This window comes from Enterobacter sp. KB-280D8 (genome assembly GCF_041399405.1).
GTDB lineage: Bacteria > Pseudomonadota > Gammaproteobacteria > Enterobacterales > Enterobacteriaceae > Enterobacter > Enterobacter cloacae_N.
Map to the genome: position 1 here is coordinate 547,447 of NZ_JBGKEC010000002.1, position 20,330 is coordinate 567,776.

General features: G+C 53.3%; 21 protein-coding genes. 8 read left to right on the top strand and 13 right to left on the bottom strand.

Translation table 11 applies throughout. From position 1 onward, the window contains the following. Nucleotides 1–22: 22 nt before the first annotated feature. Complete coding sequence (gene tatE / locus AB8818_RS08100) at nt 23–223, bottom strand: twin-arginine translocase subunit TatE (protein ID WP_014882988.1); 201 nt, start codon at nt 221–223, stop codon at nt 23–25. Nucleotides 224–348: 125 nt separating this feature from the next. Continuing rightward, nucleotides 349–1,137 carry a deaminated glutathione amidase gene (locus tag AB8818_RS08105; protein ID WP_192983970.1) on the bottom strand — a complete coding sequence of 263 codons (789 nt, stop codon included), beginning with the start codon at nt 1,135–1,137 and terminating at the stop codon, nt 349–351. 67 nt (nt 1,138–1,204) lie between these two features. Here AB8818_RS08105 and crcB point away from each other — a divergent pair, with 67 nt between their 5' ends. Then, nucleotides 1,205–1,588: a fluoride efflux transporter CrcB gene (crcB, locus tag AB8818_RS08110; RefSeq protein ID WP_163330472.1), complete on the top strand. Its 384-nt coding sequence runs from the start codon at nt 1,205–1,207 to the stop codon at nt 1,586–1,588. Nucleotides 1,589–1,807: 219 nt separating this feature from the next. Here the strand turns inward: crcB and cspE are convergent, their stop codons facing one another. Both cspE and pagP read right to left on the bottom strand, forming a co-directional pair. Next, nucleotides 1,808–2,017 (bottom strand): transcription antiterminator/RNA stability regulator CspE, encoded by a 210-nt coding sequence (gene cspE, locus AB8818_RS08115; RefSeq protein ID WP_002439184.1) that lies wholly within the window; start codon nt 2,015–2,017, stop codon nt 1,808–1,810. A gap of 190 nt (nt 2,018–2,207) precedes the next feature. Then, nucleotides 2,208–2,825, bottom strand: coding sequence for a lipid IV(A) palmitoyltransferase PagP (gene pagP, locus AB8818_RS08120; RefSeq protein ID WP_163330537.1), 618 nt, complete (start codon nt 2,823–2,825; stop codon nt 2,208–2,210). 392 nt (nt 2,826–3,217) lie between these two features. Here pagP and dcuC point away from each other — a divergent pair, with 392 nt between their 5' ends. Together dcuC and rna are read left to right on the top strand one after the other, a co-directional pair. Next, on the top strand, nt 3,218–4,585 hold the full coding sequence (gene dcuC, locus AB8818_RS08125; protein WP_163330473.1) for an anaerobic C4-dicarboxylate transporter DcuC: 1,368 nt from the start codon (nt 3,218–3,220) through the stop codon (nt 4,583–4,585). A gap of 94 nt (nt 4,586–4,679) precedes the next feature. Continuing rightward, a complete protein-coding gene (gene rna / locus AB8818_RS08130) occupies nt 4,680–5,489 on the top strand; it encodes a ribonuclease I (RefSeq protein ID WP_192983973.1) in 810 nt (269 codons plus the stop codon). Here the strand turns inward: rna and AB8818_RS08135 are convergent. Further along, on the bottom strand, nt 5,483–6,100 hold the full coding sequence (locus AB8818_RS08135; RefSeq protein WP_192983976.1) for a flavin reductase family protein: 618 nt from the start codon (nt 6,098–6,100) through the stop codon (nt 5,483–5,485). The two genes, rna and AB8818_RS08135, sit on opposite strands and share 7 nt — an antisense overlap. A 246-nt stretch (nt 6,101–6,346) precedes the next feature. On the opposite strand from AB8818_RS08135, the gene rnk reads away from it, so the two are divergent. Beyond that, nucleotides 6,347–6,757, top strand: coding sequence for a nucleoside diphosphate kinase regulator (gene rnk / locus AB8818_RS08140; protein WP_061098890.1), 411 nt, complete (start codon nt 6,347–6,349; stop codon nt 6,755–6,757). 123 nt (nt 6,758–6,880) lie between these two features. Here rnk and AB8818_RS08145 read toward each other — a convergent pair whose 3' ends face one another. Further along, complete coding sequence (locus AB8818_RS08145; protein WP_192983979.1) at nt 6,881–8,119, bottom strand: zinc-dependent alcohol dehydrogenase; 1,239 nt, start codon at nt 8,117–8,119, stop codon at nt 6,881–6,883. Between the two features lie 181 nt (nt 8,120–8,300). Between AB8818_RS08145 and uspG the strand changes: the two genes are divergently transcribed. Beyond that, nucleotides 8,301–8,729: a universal stress protein UspG gene (uspG, locus tag AB8818_RS08150; protein WP_116341212.1), complete on the top strand. Its 429-nt coding sequence runs from the start codon at nt 8,301–8,303 to the stop codon at nt 8,727–8,729. A 39-nt stretch (nt 8,730–8,768) separates the two neighbouring features. Here uspG and AB8818_RS08155 read toward each other — a convergent pair whose 3' ends face one another. From AB8818_RS08155 to ahpC, 6 genes are all read right to left on the bottom strand, one after another. After that, nucleotides 8,769–9,536, bottom strand: a complete 768-nt coding sequence (locus AB8818_RS08155) for a DmsC/YnfH family molybdoenzyme membrane anchor subunit (RefSeq protein ID WP_192983982.1) — start codon at nt 9,534–9,536, stop codon at nt 8,769–8,771. Beyond that, the gene (locus tag AB8818_RS08160; protein ID WP_080327917.1) at nt 9,536–10,093 is read right to left on the bottom strand and encodes a 4Fe-4S dicluster domain-containing protein; all 558 of its coding nucleotides are present in this window, start codon (nt 10,091–10,093) and stop codon (nt 9,536–9,538) included. Before AB8818_RS08160 ends, AB8818_RS08155 begins: the two co-directional genes overlap by 1 nt. Then, a complete protein-coding gene (locus AB8818_RS08165) occupies nt 10,090–12,366 on the bottom strand; it encodes a molybdopterin-dependent oxidoreductase (protein ID WP_166710420.1) in 2,277 nt (758 codons plus the stop codon). Before AB8818_RS08165 ends, AB8818_RS08160 begins: the two co-directional genes overlap by 4 nt. After that, the gene (locus AB8818_RS08170) at nt 12,363–12,938 is read right to left on the bottom strand and encodes a molecular chaperone (RefSeq protein ID WP_192983986.1); all 576 of its coding nucleotides are present in this window, start codon (nt 12,936–12,938) and stop codon (nt 12,363–12,365) included. Before AB8818_RS08170 ends, AB8818_RS08165 begins: the two co-directional genes overlap by 4 nt. A 191-nt stretch (nt 12,939–13,129) precedes the next feature. Next, nucleotides 13,130–14,695, bottom strand: coding sequence for an alkyl hydroperoxide reductase subunit F (ahpF, locus tag AB8818_RS08175; protein ID WP_192983989.1), 1,566 nt, complete (start codon nt 14,693–14,695; stop codon nt 13,130–13,132). A gap of 241 nt (nt 14,696–14,936) precedes the next feature. Next, on the bottom strand, nt 14,937–15,500 hold the full coding sequence (gene ahpC, locus AB8818_RS08180) for an alkyl hydroperoxide reductase subunit C (RefSeq protein WP_014882974.1): 564 nt from the start codon (nt 15,498–15,500) through the stop codon (nt 14,937–14,939). A 623-nt stretch (nt 15,501–16,123) separates the two neighbouring features. Between ahpC and AB8818_RS08185 the strand changes: the two genes are divergently transcribed. The 3 genes from AB8818_RS08185 (at nt 16,124) to AB8818_RS08195 (ending at nt 19,034) form a co-directional block, all read left to right on the top strand. After that, a complete protein-coding gene (locus tag AB8818_RS08185; RefSeq protein WP_163330480.1) occupies nt 16,124–17,023 on the top strand; it encodes a LysR family transcriptional regulator in 900 nt (299 codons plus the stop codon). A gap of 176 nt (nt 17,024–17,199) precedes the next feature. After that, nucleotides 17,200–18,423 (top strand): phosphoadenosine phosphosulfate reductase, encoded by a 1,224-nt coding sequence (locus AB8818_RS08190; protein ID WP_163330481.1) that lies wholly within the window; start codon nt 17,200–17,202, stop codon nt 18,421–18,423. After that, nucleotides 18,408–19,034, top strand: a complete 627-nt coding sequence (locus AB8818_RS08195; protein ID WP_192983992.1) for a ParB/RepB/Spo0J family partition protein — start codon at nt 18,408–18,410, stop codon at nt 19,032–19,034. Before AB8818_RS08190 ends, AB8818_RS08195 begins: the two co-directional genes overlap by 16 nt. On the opposite strand, the gene AB8818_RS08200 is transcribed toward AB8818_RS08195, so the two are convergent. Then, nucleotides 19,035–20,195 carry a pyridoxal phosphate-dependent aminotransferase gene (locus AB8818_RS08200; protein WP_166710414.1) on the bottom strand — a complete coding sequence of 387 codons (1,161 nt, stop codon included), beginning with the start codon at nt 20,193–20,195 and terminating at the stop codon, nt 19,035–19,037. Between the last annotated feature and the right edge of the window lie 135 nt (nt 20,196–20,330).

Sequence of the window (20,330 nt, forward strand, 5' to 3'; positions counted from 1 at the left end):
CGCAAGCCCTCAGGCATTGCCGTTACTCTTTGTGGGAAAGCTTCTCTGCCGGGATGTCCTCAGCGCTTTTCTTCGCGGCTGCGTCATCGTCGTTCATCGCTTTCTTGAAGCCTTTGATGGCAGCCCCCAGGTCACCACCCAGCGTGCGTAACTTCTTGGTACCAAACAGCAGGACGACCAGTGCGGCAACCACCAGCAGTTTGGTAATACTAATCTCACCCATAGATACCTTCTTTACATAAAACAGGCTGCATTCAGCGCCAAAACCCGATTGTATTAACGGTCATTTGGCGCGTGCACACAATAGCAATCTGTAACAAGGTGAATCAAGCATTGTTGAAAAAAACATCACAATAATTGCGGTGGCGCAAAGCGTCGGTTGCGAAGAACAGGTAATTGCTGACGCGCAAGCGCAATTCTTTCTAAAATTATCTCCGCCATCAGCAGAACGGGCGCTTCCGCTGCGGCGGCAATCGTGACGCCCAGCGGATCAACCACCCTGCTCTGTCCAATGTTTTTATTGCCGCACTCTCCGGAGGCAACGACATAGCAGGTCGTGTCCAGCGCGCGTGCCGCAAGCAGCGTTGCCCAGTGCTGCTCTTTTAGCGGCCCCTTAACCCATGCGGCAGGCAATACCAGCACGTCCGCCCCTTGCAACGCCAGATGCAGGGCCAGCTCCGGGAAACGCAGGTCATAGCAGGTCATCAACCCCACTTTAAACCCGTCGATATCAATGAGCGGCGGGACAACATCTCCCGGATCAACGCGTCGCGATTCCTGAATGCTGAACGCATCATAGAGATGAAGCTTGGCATAGCGCGCAACAATTGCACCGTCACGGATAGCCACGAGCGTATTTACTGCGCGACCCGGCGTTGAGGGAACGTGCAAGGTTAAGATGGTGGTCATCGTACTGCCCACGCTCTGGGCAAGCAGCTGCTGTAAAAATTCGCCGTCAAGGGATTGCGCGGACTTCACGGACAAATCAGGGTCATTATCATCCCTTGCCAATAGCGCCTCAGGAAGTACCAGCAGCGACGCCCCTTTCCGTCGGGCCTGCATCATCAGGTTAACGCACTGCACTGCGTTAACCCGCCAGTCAGGCGTGACTGCAAACTGCCCTACCGCAACATACATATTTGTCCCCTCATCATAAACAGCGTTAAACTCGCTACTCTTACACATCAAATAGCAGGTATTTAGCGTGTTACAACTCCTTTTAGCTGTTTTTATTGGTGGAGGCACAGGGAGCGTTGCGAGGTGGTTCCTGAGTATGCGTTTTAATCCGCTGCATCAGGCGATTCCAATGGGGACACTGGCCGCCAACCTGATTGGTGCTTTTATCATTGGTATGGGCCTGGCCTGGTTTAACCGGATGACGCACATCGATCCCATGTGGAAAGTCTTGATTACCACCGGCTTCTGCGGCGGTTTGACCACCTTTTCAACCTTTTCTGCGGAAACGGTTTTTCTCTTTCAGGAAGGTCGTATCGGCTGGGCGCTGGTGAATATCGCCATCAACATGATCGGATCCTTCGCGATGACGGGGATCGCATTTTGGTTATTTTCCTCTGTCAGCACGCATTAACTGCCGGAGCGTTAATGTTGGCTTAATTTTTCTCTGTCACTCTGGAGGCAATACTGAACGAGGGTGACAGAATGAAACAGAGTCTGATGAGCGCAGGCATGGTGTTGTTGAGCGTACTGATCGTGGCCAGCTTCCTGAAAATGTACCTGCTTGGCTGATTCATAACGAAAAAAACCCGCTCAATGAGCGGGTTTTGAAATTCTTGCTGACGCGTCTGAATTACAGAGCGATTACGTTAGCAGCAGAAGGGCCTTTGGCACCGTTAGTGATTTCGAACTCTACACGCTGACCTTCAGCCAGAGTTTTGAAACCATTAGACTGGATTGCAGAGAAGTGTACGAACACGTCTTTGCTGCCATCTTCAGGAGTAATGAAACCGAATCCTTTGGACTCATTAAACCACTTAACGTTACCTTTAATCTTAGACATCAAAATTACCTTTACATTAAAAAACGACACAAATGCTGTGTCGGTTACCAGTACATCAATTGTGGGACCTTTTGTCCAGCGGATCTTTGACAAAAAGTGACTAAAGTCGCGTTAATTTTCACTGGCAGATTTTTATCGCTTATGAATCAACGACTGCGCGTTTTTTCACCACCAAGTAACGTTATGTCAGTTAAAACTGAAAACGCATCCAGGCGAAGTAAACGTTACCGTTGTTGTATGTCCCCGGAATGTAGGTCATCTGGAACGTTGCAGGGCCATAGCCAACAGAGGCCAGAGGCAGCAACACAGGGATCGGAATATACTTCCAGTTGTCGCGCGCGGTCACCCCGGCGGTATAGCCCAGACCAACGTGGAAGTTCTCATCCGCTAACGGGCGCCAGGTTTTTTCCCAGCCGTAGCCACCAATCGGTTCCCACTTGTTAAAGGAGTCTTTGAAGGCCATCAGATAGATGCCATGCCAGTTTCCTTTTTCATCCCAGCGCGACTGCCCAAAACCCGCGCCCCAGGGACGCTCGTTGTATTTATCCGTTTTCTCTTTGTCGTAAGCAAAGCGCGCGTGCCACGTTATTGCCGGAACATAGAGATCATAATGTTCAGGTGCTGACCAGGTCTGCGATACATTATCCGTAAAAGTAGAGAACCAGCCTTTATCCGTCGCATTGTCCTCTGCCTGTGCAACAGAAGAAAACGTTAACTGGCCAATAATAAACAATAAAATAGAGAAAAAAGTATTACGTACACTCACAATGCAATTACCATTCTTGATATTCGAGGCAAAGTTTACCATAAAATAATTGAACCAAGCCTTAACAGCATCAGCGCTACTCTTAAATATCAGGCCCCTTTTCGGGAATATTCTTAAAGCGGAGTTCTGCACACGCTGAATAAACCCATACTATGTATGCCTACTGCCCGTTAACCGTCTCCAGGATTAACGGGCCAGATCACACAAAATCTTAACATTTTGTTATCATTAGATAGACATGTTACGCTATCTTTGACGGTCAAGATCCTTATGACATAAATGCCTGAGCCACGGCAAAAACGCTGTTATGCTGTTCGTTAGTCGTCTGTTTATTGATTTTAATCAGCAAGGACAGGCCATTAATTCGGCACATTTTCATCCTTCTTTTTATATTAATTTTTTATATCTCAGGGCATAAAGATACAGGGGAAATCATGCTTACGTTTATCGAGCTCCTAATTGGGGTCGTCGTCATTGTGGGTGTAGCGCGTTACATCATCAAAGGATACTCAGCCACAGGCGTTTTATTTGTTGGTGGGTTAACGCTGCTGATTATCAGCGCAGTAATGGGTCATCAGGTTTTACCTGCCAGCGCAGCCAGCACGGGTTACACCGCCACAGATATTGTTGAATATATTAAAATACTGCTCATGAGCCGCGGTGGCGATCTGGGTATGATGATCATGATGCTGTGCGGTTTTGCAGCCTATATGACCCATATCGGCGCGAACGACATGGTTGTGAAGCTTGCCTCGAAACCCCTGCAGTACATTAACTCGCCGTATCTGCTGATGGTTGCCGCCTATTTCCTCGCCTGCCTGATGTCGCTGGCCGTTTCATCGGCAACCGGGCTTGGCGTACTGTTAATGGCCACGCTGTTCCCGGTGATGGTGAACGTGGGCATCAGCCGCGGGGCGGCGGCGGCAATATGCGCCTCCCCGGCGGCCATTATTCTCTCCCCGACGTCAGGTGACGTGGTGCTGGCGGCGAAAGCAGCCGAAATGTCGCTTATCGACTTCGCCTTTAAGACCACGCTGCCAATCTCGATTGTCGCCATTGTGGGAATGGGTATCGCGCATTTCTTCTGGCAGCGCTATCTCGATAAGAAAGAGAACATTAGCCATGAAATGATGGATGTAAGCGAAATCACCACCACCGCGCCTGCGTTTTATGCCATTCTGCCGTTCACGCCGATTATCGGCGTGCTCATTTTTGACGGAAAATGGGGCCCACAGCTGCACATTATTACTATTCTGGTTATCTGCATGCTGCTGGCTGCTGTGCTGGAGTTCATACGCGGTTTCAACACGCAAAAAGTCTTCTCCGGCCTTGAGGTGGCATACCGCGGTATGGCGGATGCCTTCGCGGGCGTGGTGATGCTGTTGGTTGCGGCGGGCGTCTTTGCCCAGGGCCTGAGCACGATTGGCTTTATCCAGAGCCTGATCTCCATCGCCACCTCGTTTGGCTCAGCCAGTATTATCCTGATGCTGGTCCTGGTGGTACTGACCATGCTGGCGGCAATGACCACGGGTTCGGGTAACGCGCCATTTTACGCCTTCGTTGAGATGATCCCTAAGCTGGCTCACTCGTCCGGTATCAATCCGGCTTATCTTTCCATTCCCATGCTCCAGGCCTCAAACCTGGGTCGTACCATCTCGCCTGTCTCAGGCGTGGTGGTTGCGGTTGCCGGGATGGCAAAAATCTCGCCGTTTGAAGTGGTGAAACGCACGTCAGTACCGGTGCTGGTTGGCCTGGTCATCGTCATTATTGCTACCGAAGTGCTGGTTCCCGGCGCCGCCTAAGTTAAATTCCTGATTGCCAAAAAGCGCCTGCGGGCGCTTTTTGTGCTTTAATAACCCACAAAAATGAATTGCGCACAACCAATCAGGAAATCACATGTTCAGGAAGGATATCGTTATCCCGTCTGGCGCAGCAGCGCTTGCACTCAGTCTCTTCCCAGCACAGGCCGAACCCCTCAAGGCCACGCAGTACGGCGATTTCGATCGCTATGTGCTGGCTTTGTCCTGGCAAACGGGGTTTTGTCAAAGCATGGTCGAGCGTAACCGCAATGAACCGGATGAATGTCGTCTGCAAAAAGAGCGCGATAATAAAACCGATTTTCTGACCGTTCACGGATTATGGCCAGGCCTGCCAAAATCGATAGCTGCACGCGGCGTGGATGAACGTCGTTGGATGCGATTTGGCTGCGCCACGCGTCCCATCCCGAACATGCCGGAAGTGAAGGCCAGCCGCAAGTGTGCTGCCGCCGAAACAGGGTTGTCGCTCTCCGGCGCGGCTAAGCTGAACGAGGTCATGCCGGGCGCGGGTGGAAACTCCTGTCTGGAACGGTACGAATATGCCAAACATGGCGTCTGCTTTGGTTTTGATCCCGACGCCTATTTCGGCACCATGGTGAGAATGAATCAGGAAATGAAAAACAGCGCCGTCGGTCATTTCCTTGCGGAAAATTACGGTAAAACTGTCAGCCGGAGTGATTTTGACAGCGCCGTTGCCAAAACCTGGGGCAAGGAAAATATCAAAGCCTTCAAGCTGACCTGCAACGGTAATCCTGCATATCTGACCGAGATGCAGATTTCGCTGAAAGCAGACACCATTAACGCCCCGCTTTCTGCGGCATCCTTTGCCCCGCAGCCGCATCCAGGCAACTGCGGAAAACAATTTGTCATTGATAAAGCCGGTTACTGACTCACCGTCGGGCGCACCATGTCGAACCGGTGTTCGTCACTGATACCATAGTAAGCCGTCGGCCCACCCGCTCGCAGGATGGGCTGCGCTTTCGCCGTCTGGTATATCCCCTCTTCCAGCAGCGTTTCGGCAATATGGATCCCGACCACTTCTCCCAGCACCAGCCAGGTATCCACCGGCGTACCGTCGGCGCTGGTAAGCTGAATGCACTGAGACAGGCGGCACTCAAAATTGACCGGGCTTTCCGCCACGCGGGGAGCGCTCACCAGCTGGCTTGCGGCAGGCGTTAATCCCGAAAAGGTGAATTCATCCCGGTCGTGAGGAAGCGTGGCGGAGGTTAGATTCATCGCTTCAGCGAGATCGCGCGTCGCCAGGTTCCAGACAAACTCCTTTGTTTCAGCAATATTACGCACGCTGTCTTTCCAGCCGTTGCTGGAAAAGCCGATGATCGGTGGGCGATAGTTAAAGCAGTTAAAGAAGCTATACGGCGCGAGGTTCTGCTGCCCGGTCTTATCGCATGAGGAAATCCAGCCGATCGGACGTGGACCAATAATGGCGTTCAGCGGATCGTGCGGCAGGCCGTGACCCTGAGACGGTTGGTAGAAGTACATAGTTCTCTCTCGTTGGCGGGCAACGCCCTGGTTCAGGACACACAGCGTAACGCAATCCGTCAGGAATGAAGACTGAATAAATTTCAGCAAAAATTCATATGGCCCATGAATGTGACTTTCATCACTTCAAACTTGCCCGTTCAGCCAGTATCATCGGGAGAGTAAAACCCTCGCTGCCAGACGGCGAGGGTTTTCTTTTGGATTGGTTTCTGCGTTAGACGCAGCATTAACGACATGGAGTAAAAAATGTCCAGACCTACAATTATCATCAACGAGCTCGACGCAGAACGTATCGACAGACTGCTGGAAAAAGCAGAATTCGCCTCACTTCCGGTGGCCGACGCCCTGAATGAGGAGCTCGACCGCGCGCAGATGTGCACGCCAGAGTCCATGCCGCATGACGTGGTCACCATGAACAGCCAGGTGAAATTCCGCAACCTCACCACCGGTGAAGAGCTGACCCGCACGCTGGTTTACCCGGCTCAGATGACCGACAGCAGCGCGCAGCTTTCGGTTCTTGCTCCAGTGGGAGCCGCGCTGCTGGGGCTGCGCACGGGCGATACTATCCACTGGGAATTGCCGGGCGGTGCCTCCACCCATCTGGAAGTGCTGGAGCTGCTCTACCAGCCAGAAGCTGCGGGCGATTACCTGCGTTAATGTCATTCTGAACAAACGCGACCCGCGTTGCACAGAGGATGCGCCTGCATCCTCTTTCCGAACATCTTCACCCGATTGTGCTACAACCCGGGACAGTATCCTGAACGCCACTGGCGAGTGACCTCACACGACGCCGCCCGGGAACGCATTCACCAGGCCCTTCACTTTTTGCTCTGCGGCCTCAGGCGTTTCTGCGCCGGGCACCAGAATCACCTTCCGGCACTCCTCCTCCCGTTTTTCAAAAATCTTATAGGCACGCTCCGCATCCGCCAGGGGGAGATAATGGGTCACAATCTCTTCCGGCGTCAGCAGCCCTTTTTCGATCAGCGGTAACAGCTCTCCCAGCCAGGCGTGGACGTGCGTCTGGCCCATCTTAAACGTCAGCCCCTTATCGAAGGCATCCCCAAACAGGAAGCCATGAATAAACCCGGCATACACGCCGGGTACGCTGACTACCCCGCCGCGCCGGACGGCAGCGATACACTGGCGCAGCGCTTTGCCGCTGCTGCCCTCGATTTTCAGGTTGCTGAGGATCGTCTCCGTCGTGCTGCCTTTGGCTTCGAACCCGACGGCATCAATGACGGCATCGACGCCCCGCTGCCCGGCGGTTTGCTCAATGATCTTTTCCGCCGCGTCGTTATCATCATCGAAGTTGATGGGGATGGCGCCGTAACGCGCCTCGGCAAACCGCAGCCTGTAGGGGTGATGGTCGATAACAAAGATCTGCTCAGCCCCCAGCAGTCGCGCGCAGGCTATAGTCAATAATCCCACCGGACCGGCACCAAAAACGGCGACGCTGGAGCCTTTTTCAATTTGCGCATTTTTTGCCGCCTGCCAGGCGGTGGGTAAAATATCAGACAGGAAGAGGGCCTTATCATCGGAGAGCAGCTGCGGCATCTTAAACGGTCCGACGTTGCCTTTCGGCACACGCACATATTCCGCCTGTCCTCCCGGCACACCGCCGTAGAGATGGCTATAGCCAAACAGCGCTGCCGGCGCGGGAATTTGCTTTTTGTTCAGCGCGGCGCCCTGCCCGGCATTGGTATTCTCACAGGCCGCGTACTGCTGCAGACGGCAAAAGAAGCAGTCACCACAGGCGATGACAAAGGGGATCACCACGCGATCGCCTTTTTGCAGATCCTTCACCTCCCGACCGCACTCGACGATCTCGCCCATAAATTCATGTCCAAAAATGTCGCCGTGCTGCACCTTTGGGATCTTTCCGCGATAGAGATGCAGGTCGGAGCCGCAAATCGCCGTGGCCGTGACGCGCAGGATGATATCGTCGGGCTGTTCAATGATGGGATCGGGGACATTCTCGACGCGAACATGGTGCGGACCGTGATACGTGAGTGCTTTCATGCAACCTCCGAAAGGTTTCAGGTAAGTTTATAAAGGGTAGCTACCTCTGAATGTCTGCCGGGAAATACGCGCCTTTTGAGATTTATCCTGGCGAGAGAGGAAAAGTGCCGAAGCGCTTACAGAAACCATTCATATTTTGTGGTTGAATGTATCCAGCGTTTATAAACAAGGAGAAACGGTTATGTATAAGACAATCATTATGCCGGTTGATGTTTTCGAAATGGAACTGAGCGACAAGGCTGTGCGTCACGCGGAATTCCTTGCGCAGCAGGACGGAATTATTCATCTTTTACATGTCTTACCGGGCTCTGCCAGCCTGAGTCTGCACCGCTTTGCCGCCGACGTGCGTCGCTTTGAGGAGCATTTACAGCACGAAGCCGAGACGCGCCTGCAGACCATGGTCGGGCATTTCAGCATCGACCCTTCCCGCATCAAAACCCACGTCCGGTTCGGTAGCGTGCGCGATGCCGTCAATGAGCTGGCCGCGGAGCTGGATGCAGACGTGGTGGTGATCGGTTCACGTAATCCTTCCATTACCACTCACCTGCTGGGGTCGAACGCCTCCAGCGTGATCCGCCATACCCACATTCCGGTGATGGTGGTCCGGTAAATACCAACAAAAAACCCCGCTTTCGCGGGGTTTTGTTTATCAGTACAGGTGACCAATATTGACGATGGTGCTGACGGTATCGCCGAAGAAGGTCAGACGGCTGAGCACCACGCCCACCAGCAGGAGCGCAAACACCGCTTTCTGCATCGGCTGGCGCTTCATCGACAACACGCCTCCCACGACGCAGCACAGCAGGCTGCCCAGATAGAGCGGCGAGCTTAGCCAGGCGTGAGCGGTCATCTTCATGATAGTGCCACCGCTGAGCCACATCACCGGCGCGGCAATCAGCAGCGCCATCAGGGCGATAATCCCCTGGCGCAGCGCGGCGTTTGATGCTTTCAGCCCAAGCAGCGGCGTTGCGGCACAGCCCATCACCCAGACCGTCGCAAAGAACAGCATCATGGTGATGCCGTTGGCAATAGCCTGCATCGCCGGTGCCGCGTAGGTCATCCCCTGCACCACCACCAGCAGGATCCCGAACAGGGACGCCAGCAGCGCCGCGCCTTTGTTCCCCTTACTCAGGAAGGCCAGCCCAATCATGGCGCCGTAGAGGGTCGCGCCCAGAATTTCACGGCTCAGCCAGGCATGCTTCAGGTTAATGAGCGCATTGTAAGCGTGTTCCGGGTGCGCCAGATGCAGCACAGCGGCGACGGAGGCCACGCCCAGAATCAGCCCGGTAATCAGCCAGTGCATGCGGTTGCCAATGACTTCGCCACGCAGCGTGCGCCAGGTCAGGAGCAGCGTCATCCCGACGGACATCTGGCTCAGCACGGTAAAGCTAACGAGCGGTAATTCATACTTTTCCATTATTTATCCCCCGGCTGTTTTGGCTGACGGGCCAGAATGAAGCGCGTACCCGGATTAAGCTGAGGCATCTTCGGGAAGCCAGGCGGATACTGCACAGCATTGTTCGGCAGCGGATCGGCATCCAGATCGATAATCGTCAGCGCACCGACCGGGCACGCGTTAACGCAGGCCGGGGCCATTCCGATATCCAGACGTTCATAGCACATGCTGCACTTCTCAGCCTTTTGCGTCTCCTCATTGAAGCGCGGGGCGCCGTACGGGCAGTTACGGATGCAGTTTTTACAGCCGATGCAGCGTTCAGGGTTATGCACCACCACGCCGTCATCACGTTTGGTGTAGGCTTCCACCGGACACGCCGCCAGACAGGCCGGGTTTTCACAGTGGTTACAGGCCAGCGAGAAAAACGCACGCTCCTCATGCGGATAAATTTCTTTATCCAGCGGATAGACATAGCGCCAGAAACGATCCGGCTCAAGCTGGTTAAAACTCTTGCAGGCCATGGCGCATCCGCGGCAGCCAATACATTTATCACTGTTTACTAAAAATGCGCGTCTCATGCGTCTGCTCCTTCATTCGCGATAAGGGCAATGTCGACAAACTGGCTGTGGATCGCCGCGCCAGGTGCACCGGTTGCCATTTTGCCCATATCGGCTGGCGTATCTTTCACGACGTTCTGCACGTTGTACTTAAGCTTGTTAAACCAGGACTCATACATCACCAGGAAATCTTCCGGCACGTTGGTGGTGATCTTCGCCCGCAGCTCCACTTCGCCCACGTCGTTAAACACGCGGACTTTTGCCAGCTCGCGAATGCCCTTCTTCTGCGCAGCGGCAGGATGGATATAGACAAACGGCTCCGGCCAGAAGACCTGCATCCAGTCGAGGTTGACGAACTGAGAGTGGAGGCCGTACTGCAAGTGCGGGGTGAAGAGATGGAACGGCAGCTTGCCCTCTGCGGCCGGCATATACTCCGGCAGCGCTTTATGGCCGTTCTTTTCACATAGCTCAGAGAGGAACTCATACTTGCCCGATGGCGTTTTAAACTTGCGGTCGTGCCAGGCTGCAGAGCTGACCATTTTGGCTTTCACCGGCCCATCCAGCAGATCGTCCCAGGAGCGGATGCCGAACTGTTTCGCCATGCCCTCATTAAACTCAAGGTCGAGCCATTTTTTCTGGTCAATGTCCTGCGGGAAGGTACAGGAGCCCGGCTCCATTTTGTTGATGGTACGCGAGAGCAGCACGGCAATATCCAGATCGCTCTTGCATTCGTACATCGGCTTAATGGCCGGTTCATTCACCGACAGCCAGTAATGCCAGTAAGACGACGACAGGTTCCAGTGCTCAAAGGTCGTGGTCACCGGCAGCACGATATCGGCATGCTGCACTGTCTCGTTGAAGAACTGATCGACGCAGACCACCATCTCCAGCTTGCTGAAGGCTTTTTCCATTTTGTTGCGGTCAAAGTCCTGGGCAAACGGGTTCTTACACGCCACCCAGAGCATACGAATGGGCGGATCGTTGGCATCAAGAATGCTCTGCGCGGTCTGGTTCAGGTTCAGCGCGCGGTCGGAGTAGTGGCTCTTCTCGCCACTGTCGCTGACGAACTCGCCTACCGGGCCGCTTTCGCCCACCATGCCAACAGACCCGACCGGTGGCTTCTGCGTCATCGCATGGTAGTTGTAGCCCCAGGTCTGCAGATGGCCGTAGCGGGCACCGCCGCCTTCCACACCGATGTTGCCGGTCATGGCAACGAAGGCGTCAATGGCGCGGACGTTAGCCCCGCCGTTGACGTGGCGCTGCATCCCGTAGCCGATCCAGACGGTGGCGGGTTTTACCGCGGTGAACTCTTCCGCCAGTTGGCGAATTACGTCTGCCGACAGGCCACAGATTTCAGACGCCCACTCAACGGTGATATTGCTTCGCAGATACTGCTCGAACTCCGGGAAACCGTGCGCGAAGTTATTCACAAACTCCTGGTCGACGCGGCCTATATCCAGCAGATGGCGCGCCATCCCCAGCGCCAGCGCACCGTCTGAGCCTGGGCGCACGCGCAAATACAGATCGGCTTTCGCGGCGGTTTGCGAGAACAGCGGATCAATGACCACCACTTTCGCCCCTTTCTCACGCGCCTGATAGATGTACTTCATGGTGTGCATGGAGCACCACGCCGGGTTTGCGCCCCAGATAATGATGTATTTTGCTTTAACCAGATCTTCCGGGTCGTTACACCACATGTCGCCCATGTCGTAGTGCTGAGCATCGATCCCTGCCGGCCAGCATGGCGTACCGGCAAACCGCGTGGTGTAACCGAGAGAAGACATCATTCCTTCCACGGCATAGCTCATCACGCCCAGGTTGCCGGAGTATTTCGACAGCGCCAGGCCGAGCATAGAGCCGTCTTTCTTTTTAATCTCCAGCATTTTGCTGGCAATGCGCTGCATGGCTTCATCCCAGGAGATGCGACGCCATTTACCGCTGCCGCGACCATCCTGAATCATCGGGTATTTAATACGATCCGGGGAGTAGACACGGCGCGGGTAGGTCAGCCCTTTCACACACGGCGCGCCGTGCGTAAACGTGGACTCGCTCGCCCCGTCGACAAAGGTGATAACGTCATCTTTGACCCAGGTTTTTAAGCTGCAGGTGTCGTAGCAGTTACGCGGGCAAGCGTTACGGAAAATTTTGTAGGTTTTCGGGTTAAACGGAATGGGAGGCTGTGCCATGGCACATCGGGATGATAATAATCCGCCGGGTAATGCGGCGACGGTACCCAGCGCAATCAGTCCTTTTAAAAAGGAGCGTCGGTTTAGCTGCCCTTTATCAATACTCATAATATTACTCTCGTTTTTAATTCATCAAACCAATTAGTCAGTTGCGACGCGAGACATTTCATTGCGGAAGTTTGTGCACAATCATTTATTTTTGTGATAAACGCAGGGAGCCATAATTCGAGATGGCCGCGTACAAAGCGAGTAAGTGCATCGTGATATTGCGGGGAATGTCTGGCATGCACGGAGAGCATCACCGCCAGCTCCATTTCATAGCTGATGTGATCGTCGGGAACGCTATTCTCCTCCGTCACGAACAGCCCAATGCTTTGCAGGAATTCGCGCACTCTAAGCGTAGTGGCCCCCATCAGCAGCGGCTCCTCATCCAGATATACCGAGGCATAAGGCGGTGCCAGCAGCATCGCAGGGCCGGAAAACAGAGCGTTGAAGTCATACTCTACCTCTAACGCCTCATCCTGCTGCCAGGCTCGACTCTCCGGAAATAAAAGGTGTAACGAGGCGCATCGCGATGTAGTATCTGCCGCGTTAAAAAAATCGCGAAACGCTAGCCCCTTTATTTCAAAAGAGGTTAACGCCTCATATATTGAAGAGGTGAATATATCTTTATCATTCATGTTAAATATAAATATTTATCGACAGGAAAACGACGAGATATTATCAGCAGGCTTATTAATTTCTTTGATCGAAGCAGGTAATTAACGCATGAAGTAGTCAATAACGAGGATAATTGAGGGTAAAAAAAACCTAAAAAAAAAGCCACCCCATGATGAGGTGGCTACTGCAGGTATCGTCTTACTTTCTTTTATTATGCGGTTTTGGTGCGGATCAGATAGTCAAACGCGCTCAGGGACGCTTTCGCACCTTCGCCAGTAGCGATGATGATCTGCTTGTACGGCACGGTGGTGCAGTCGCCTGCGGCAAACACGCCCTTCACGCTGGTCTCGCATTTCGCATCGATGATGATCTCGCCCATGCGGTTGCGCTCAATCGCGCCTTCAAGCCAGGTGGTGTTTGGCAGCAGGCCAATTTGTACGAAGATACCCGAAAGCTGAACGCTATGAACGTCGCCGCTTACGCGGTCACGGTATTCCAGCCCGGTCACTTTGCTGCCGTCCCCCTTCACTTCCGTGGTTTGCGCGTTCAGGACGATATCAACGTTTTTCAGGCTGCGAACTTTATCCTGCAGAACCTGGTCGGCCTTCATCTCTGGCGCGAACTCCAGCAGCGTCACGTGCTCAACGATCCCCGCCAGGTCGATAGCCGCTTCCACGCCGGAGTTACCGCCGCCGATTACCGCCACGCGTTTACCTTTGAACAGCGGGCCGTCGCAGTGTGGGCAGTAGGTCACGCCTTTGGTGCGATACTGATCTTCACCCGGCACGTTCATGTTGCGCCATTTCGCGCCGGTGGCAACGATCACGCTGCGCGCTTTCAGCACCGCGCCGGACGCGGTTTCAATCTGATGTAATCCACCCTCAACCGCTGCCGGAACCAGCTTGCTGGCGCTCTGGCTGTCGATCACGTCCACGTCGTAGTCGTTGACGTGTGCCTTCAGCGCACCCGCCAGCTTCTGGCCTTCGGTTTTCGGCACGGAAATGTAGTTTTCGATGTCCACGGTATCCAGCACCTGGCCGCCAAAGCGTTCGCCCATCAGGCCGGTACGGATCCCTTTACGCGCAGAGTACACCGCCGCCGCCGCACCCGCCGGGCCGGAGCCGACAATCAGCACGTCGTACGCATCGCGCTGGTTCAGCGCTTCCGCCGCGCGTTTTTCCGCGCCGGTATCCACTTTGGCAACGATTTCGGTCAGGGTCATACGCCCCTGCCCAAATTCCTGACCGTTCAGATACACCGCCGGAACGCCCATTACGTTGCGCTCGGTGATTTCGTTCTGGAACGTACCGCCGTCAATCGCCGTGTGTTTGATGCGAGGGTTCAGAACCGACATCAGGTTCAGCGCCTGCACCACATCCGGGCAGTTGTGGCAGGAGAGCGAGTAATAGGTTTCAAACTCAAATTCACCGTCGATATCGCGGATCTGCTCCAGCAGCGCCTGCGCTTCTTTAGACGGATGACCGCCGGTCCACAGCAGCGCCAGCACCAGCGAGGTAAATTCATGTCCCAGCGGAGAGCCGGCAAAGCGCGGCCCCTGGTCAGAGCCTGGGTTAGCGATCAGGAAAGAAGGCTTACGGACGGCAAGCGTATTATCTTCTTTAAAGGTCACCTTCGGTGACAGTTCAGCGATCTCTGCCAGCAGTTCCTTGATCTCTGCCGATTTCGCGCTGTCGTCCAGCGTGGCAATCAGCTCAACAGGTTTGGTCAGTTTCTCAAGGTAAGCCTTGAGCTGGGTTTTCATCGTAGTGTCGAGCATGGTTCTTCCCTCTCTTAAGACGTCATCATGCAAGCTGCCTTATAGGGGCGGCCTGAATGCAACTTGCATCATGGTGCTGGAATGAAATGGGCGCGGGAGCGCCCATAACTGAAACAATTTCCAAAGTATTTCGCGTCAGAGCAAGGCGGCTAGCCTGAGAATCCCCGGGAGCTTACTGAAGTAAGTGACCGGGGTGAGCAGGCGACGCCAACGCAGCTATGGCGTGAAAGACGACGGAAATTTAGATCTTGCCGACCAGGTCCAGGGATGGCGCCAGGGTCGCTTCGCCTTCTTTCCATTTCGCCGGGCACACTTCACCTGGGTGAGAAGCCACGTACTGAGCCGCTTTCACTTTACGCAGCAGGTCAGAAGCATCACGGCCGATACCTTCAGCGGTAACTTCGATAGCCTGGATAATGCCCTGCGGGTCAACGACGAAGGTTGCACGGTCGGCCAGGCCTTCATCTTCACGCATGTTGTCGAAGTTACGGGTCAGGGCGCCAGTCGGGTCGCCGATCATCGCGTATTTAATTTTCGCGATGGTTTCAGAGCTGCTGTGCCACGCTTTGTGGGTGAAGTGGGTATCGGTAGAGACAGAGTAAACGTCGACGCCCAGCTTCTGCAGTTCTTCGTAGTGGTCTGCCACGTCACCCAGTTCAGTCGGGCAAACAAAGGTGAAGTCAGCAGGATAGAAGAAGAACACGCTCCAGCGGCCTTCGGTATCTTTCTCGGTGACTTCAATGAATTCACCGTTTTTGAACGCCTGGTTTTTGAAAGGTTTAATTTTGGTATTAATCAAAGACATCTGTACTTCCTCCGTGTTTTCGTTGAGATGTAAGGTAACTAACTTTCTTCATCGGGGCTAATGCGTATGCTTTATCAAATCAATCAGCCAAACCTAACAACATCAACAAGACAGTAAGGTGAACCTTTTAAAGGAAACGCCAAAAGTAAAAAGGCCGCCTCGACGGGCGGCCCTGATACCTGAATTCCCCGCAGGTACATTCAGTGCCAGCCGAAGCTGGCGTTGCGTTGCGCTCTACAACCCTTAATATCAAGGCGGTAACAGCGGTTTGATTACACCACCCGTGCAGAGATTGAGCAATCCATAACTGAAGCATTTCTGCCTATGGCTGTGATAGGCCGTATCGAACATCATTTCGGGGCGTTATAAATTTATTTTCATGATAAAAATACCTCGATATATAAATGACAATTGTCATTTAAGCTCTTCACCCCACTTTCTAAGATAAAATTATCTTAATCATCTTTGAAGCGCTATTTTAATAATCTGACGCCGTGATATATTAAGGTGAGTTTAATTTAAAATTAAGAGAGTTAACCGAAAGGATTGTAAATGGTTAACTTCAAACTATAGTTATCAGTGATGTGATAACCACAGCAAACACGACATCATCAGGACGAAAAATGGCAAACCTCTACGATCTTAAAAAATTCGACCTCAACCTGTTGGTCATTTTTGAGTGCATTTATCAACATCTGAGTATCAGTAAAGCCGCTGAGACGCTCTATATTACACCTTCTGCGGTAAGCCAGTCGCTGCAGCGTTTACGCGGACAGCTCAACGATCCGCTGTTTATTCGTTCAGGTAAGGGGATCACGCCGACTACGGTCGGGGTCAATCTGCACCATCATCTTGAGCAAAACCTGAATCAGCTTGAGCAGACCATCAACATCATGCACAGCAGCGGGTTAAAGAAGAACTTTGTCATTTACTGCCCGCAGTTTATGAGTACCAAAACGATGCTTGCCCCTATGAAGCTGCTGATGGATAAGTACAATTACTCCATTGAATTACATGATGTTTTTCTTGCGCCTGACTCTGCTGAAGATCTCTTAGCCTACCGCAAGGCTGACCTGGTATTTTCTTTTGCCACCTCTAACAGCCGTTCTGTCGCCAGCACGCTGTATTACCAGCTTCCCTTTGTCCTTGTTTGTCGTGAGGGCCACCCCCGCCTGAGCGGAAATCCGACCCGTGAAGAGATCCTCAATGAAAGTTTTACCGCCTACCTGAGCGATGAGAACAGCGTCAAAGACTATCATGAAAAAGCCGAAAACATTTTAACCGAAAGGAATGTTGTCTATCGTAGTGATTCCTTTATTTCTCTGTTGTCGATGATCAGTTCATCGGACCTCATCGGATTAGCGCCAACCCCGGCCTTTGAGCAATATGGCCAGGCACTCAACCTGCGCAAAGTAGAAACTGATATTCAATTCCCCAGCATTGATATTTACATGATGTATAATCGTTCCGCACTGAATAGCTCAGCATTCGCGAGTTTCATTGAAGAAATAACACTCCCATGAATAACTATCGTGGTTCTCGCTGAGAATACCGAGCCACGATATTACTGAAACATACACCCTCGTTATAGAAACAATCGGCATTAACTTTATACATTTATTTATTATTTGACTGATATAATTCTCACCTTAGTATTGACACTTAAGCCCGGCATTAATTACTCAGGATGAGAATGCACATGTCAATTTATAAGTACCCCCTGCACCAGGATGTTCTTAGTGCGACACAGGAACGAATAAAATGGACTCTCGAGAATTTACCCAGAACCTGTGTCTCTTTTTCTGGCGGTAAAGACTCCACCGTCATGCTGCATCTGGTTGCCCTTCGGGCGCGACAGATGAAAACAAAAATAGATGTGCTGTTTATCGACTGGGAAGCGCAATTTTCTTATACCATCGCCCACGTTGAACATATGCGCGAATTGTACAGCGATGTCATTGACCATTTCTGGTGGGTGGCCCTCCCCCTGACAACGCAAAATTCCCTGTCGCAATTTCAGCCAGAGTGGCAATGCTGGGAACCGGGCACCCGTTGGGTTCGCCAGCCTCCTGAAGATGCAGTAACCGATCCCACTTTTTTTCCTTTCTACCAGCCAGGCATGACGTTTGAAGTCTTTGTTCGCAGTTTCTCCGACTGGTATTCACGCAACCGCCCGGCGGCCGTACTGATTGGTATTCGTGCTGATGAATCCTACAACCGTTTTCTGGCTATCGCTTCAGCACGAAAGCAGCGGTTTGCCGACGATAAACCCTGGACGACCGTCGCGCCGGGGGGGCATGCCTGGTATATCTACCCTCTCTACGACTGGAAAACCGCCGATATCTGGACCTGGTTCGCTAAATCGGGGAGTTGCTATAACCCACTCTATGACCTGATGTTTCAGGCCGGTGTGCCGCCACGCTACATGCGCATCTGCGAACCCTTTGGCCCGGAACAGCGTCAGGGATTATGGCTCTACCACGTTGTAGAACCCGAACGCTGGGCAATGATGTGCGAGCGCGTCAGCGGCGTGCGCAGCGGGGGGATTTACGCCGGGCACGATAACCATTTTTACGGCCACCGGAAAATCCTGAAACCCGAACACCTCTGCTGGCGCGAATATGCCATGCTGCTCCTCGACAGCATGCCGCAAAATACCGCTGAGCATTACCGCAATAAAATCGCCGTTTATCTGCACTGGTATCAGAAGAGAGGCATAGAGGATATTCCCGATACGCAGGACGGTGATATCGGTGCCAAAGACATTCCCTCCTGGCGTCGTATTTGCAAGGTTATCCTTAATAACGACTACTGGTGCAGAGCGCTATCGTTCAGCCCAAATAAACCCAAACATTATCAGCGCTACAGCGACAGAGTGAAGGCAAAACGCAAGGAGTGGGGAATATTATGCGACAAAGACTAATCACCGAGATGGAAACGTACCTTCAGTCACTTCCCGAAGAGGATCGCATTAACGCCATAAATGCTTTTCGCGAAGCGATCCATAAAAACAGCCCTTTTCGCGAGCAACCGATAGACTGCGTCCTCTGGATCAGACAGGACGCTATTACCGCTAACGACTACAACCCCAATAACGTGGCTCCTCCAGAAAAGCGGCTGCTCAGTAAGTCGCTGGAACTCGATGGATTCACCCAACCTATTGTTGTGACCGAAAGCGAACCGCAACATTACGAAATTGTGGATGGATTTCATCGGCATGAAATTGGCAAAAACCGGGCGGCATTGAAGCACCAGCTTAAGGGATACCTCCCCGTCACCTGCCTACGCCAGGATCGACAGGATAAACATAACCGTATGGCCGCAACCATTCGGCACAACCGGGCGCGGGGTCGACACCAGATTAACGCAATGTCGGAGATCGTTCGCGAACTGGTGCAGCTTGGCTGGAATGACGAGAGAATAAGCAAGGAGCTGGGAATGGACAGCGATGAAGTCTTGCGCCTCAAGCAAATCAACGGCCTGCTGGAGCTGTTTGCAGACCGCCGTTACTCAGAAGCCTGGACGGTGAAATAATCAGAGCGTGTTCAGACGCTCCGCCGCGGCCAGCAGCGTCGATTCCTGCTTCGCAAAGCAGAGACGGATCAGCTTGTGCGGGAAGGGATCGGCGCAGAACACCGACAGCGGAATGGCGGCCACGCCGACCTCTTTCGTCAGCCACTGGCAGAAACTGACGTCGTCCAAATCGGAAATGGCGCTGTAATCGGCCAGCAGGAAGTAGGTTCCTTCAGACGGCAAAATTTCCAGGCGGCTTTGGCCCAGCGCCGTCACAAACAGATCCCGGCGTGCACGGTAAAAATCCGGCAGGTCGCGATAGTGCTGTGGTTCAGCGCGCAGCATATCTGCCAGCGCCAGCTGAGCCGGAGTATTTACGGCAAACGTCAGGTACTGGTGCACCTTGCGCAGCTCAGCGCTGATGGCGGCGGGCGCCACGCAGTACCCCACCTTCCAGCCGGTCATATGATAAGTTTTACCGAATGACGAGACGGCTACGGCGCGTTCACGAAGCTGCGGATGAGCCAGCACGCTGGCGTGCCCTTCTTTCGCGAAACAGATGTGCTCATACACCTCGTCGCTCAGGACATAGATTTCACGTTCGGCGATGGCCTGCCACAGCGCGGCAAAATCGCCCTTTTGCCACACCGTCGCCGACGGGTTGTGCGGCGTATTCAGAATAACCAGACGGGTTTTGTCACTCAGCAGCGCCGCGAACGCCTGCCAGTCCGGACGGAAATGCGGCGGCTGCAGCGCCACGCGTTTCACCACGCCGCCGGAAAGTTCAACCGCAGGCGCGTAGCTGTCATAGCTCGGGTCAAAGCAGATCACCTCATCGCCCGCGCGCACCAGCGCGGTAATGGCCGCATACAGCGCTTCGGTCGCCCCTGCCGTCACCGTGATCTCGCTGTTCGCATCGGGCTTATGGCCGTACAACTCCGCCGTTTTATCCGCAATGGCCTCCCGCAGCGCCTGCACGCCGGTCATCGGCGCATACTGGTTCGCCCCCTGCGCAACGTGGTACGCCAGGCGCTCCTGCAAATAGCCTGGCCCGTCAAAATCCGGGAACCCTTGCGAAAGGTTAATGGCGTTGTGCTGCTGCGCCAGGGCGCTCATCTGCGTAAAAATGGTGGTACCGAGACCGGGAAGTTTACTCTGCGGGATCAATGCGTTATTGCTCATTTTGTTTTGCCTGCTTGTAATACTTATGTTGCTGCCACTATAACACGATGTTAGTCTTTGGCAATCAAGACGCTTAGACGTCTATACCCTAAATAATTCGAGTTGCAGGAAGGCGGCAAGGGAACGAATCCCCGG